The organism is Actinomadura sp. K4S16 (assembly GCF_008327685.1).
Classification (GTDB): domain Bacteria; phylum Actinomycetota; class Actinomycetes; order Streptosporangiales; family Streptosporangiaceae; genus Spirillospora.
In genome coordinates this window covers 1-998 of record NZ_BDDE01000004.1, presented here as the reverse complement: position 1 = coordinate 998, position 998 = coordinate 1, and the positions used below count along the sequence as shown (strand labels likewise).

Annotated in this window: 1 protein-coding gene; it reads right to left on the bottom strand. The window is 68.9% G+C overall.

The window, feature by feature from the left end; all coding sequences use genetic code 11:
* Nucleotides 1-33: 33 nt before the first annotated feature.
* Nucleotides 34-933, bottom strand: a complete 900-nt coding sequence (locus K4S16_RS00025; RefSeq protein ID WP_149256721.1) for a transposase — start codon at nucleotides 931-933, stop codon at nucleotides 34-36.
* Nucleotides 934-998: the final 65 nt, after the last annotated feature.

Here is a 998-nt window from a genome sequence, read left to right as displayed (position 1 = left end):
TAGATCGTTGATGGGGGTTGTTGGGTGTGGCGGTCAGTGGTCGTAGGCGGTCAGTGATCGCTTGATCGGGGCGCCGATGAGCCAGTTGTGCCAGATGGCGGCGTTGAGTGCGCAGATGCGCTGGCACAGGCGTGTCCAGAGGCCCTCGGTGGTGCGTGCGGCGTGGCGTTCCAGTCCGAGTTGGTTCTTCAGTGTCCAGATGACCGCCTCGATGCGCTGGCGCAGCCAGCCGGGGAACACCGCGGCGGTCGGTTGGGGCTCGTCTTGGCGGACGGGTCGGATCAGGACGTGGCCCAGGTCGGCGGCGGCCTTTTCCACCCCGGCCCCGGCGAACCCCTTGTCGCACACGATCGGGCACGGTCCCGGCGCGTGCGATTGGACGTGCAGCAGGTGGATCGCCTGCTTGCGTTCGTCCAGCTCCTTGGGGTGGGCCAGGCTGAAGGCGCACACCGCGCCCTCGGCGGTGGTGACCAGCATCAGCTTGGCTCCCCAGTAGAAGGCGTGGTGGGACTTGTCCATCCCGTAGCCGGCGATCTCGCCCAGGGCCGAGCGGTCCACGGTGGTGCGCGAGGCCCCGCAGCGCACCGGGGTGCCGTCCATCAGCCGTAGTCGGTCGTGCCAGGACGGAACCCCGCGCACCAGCCACATCGAAGCGGCGAACAGGGCGGGCGCGGCATCGCGCAGGTGCCGGTTGTACTCGGACTGGCCGGGCAGCCGCGGGAACAGGTGCCCGATCCTGCCCGGCGCCGTCCGCAGCCACCGCCGCTCGGAATCGCAGCCGAGCAGGACCTGGGCCACGGCCACGCACACCAGCTCGGCGTCGTTGAGCACCCGGTCGGGGCCGCGTCGCCGCGGCCGGTCGGCCGACCGCAGGACGTGATCGTCCAGATGGACATAGAGTGCGGTCAGAAGGGCGTCCAGGTTTGTCTTCACACACTGATCATGGGCGCCCTTCGTCATGCCCGCAGCAGTTCAACAAACCCCCATCAACGATCTAG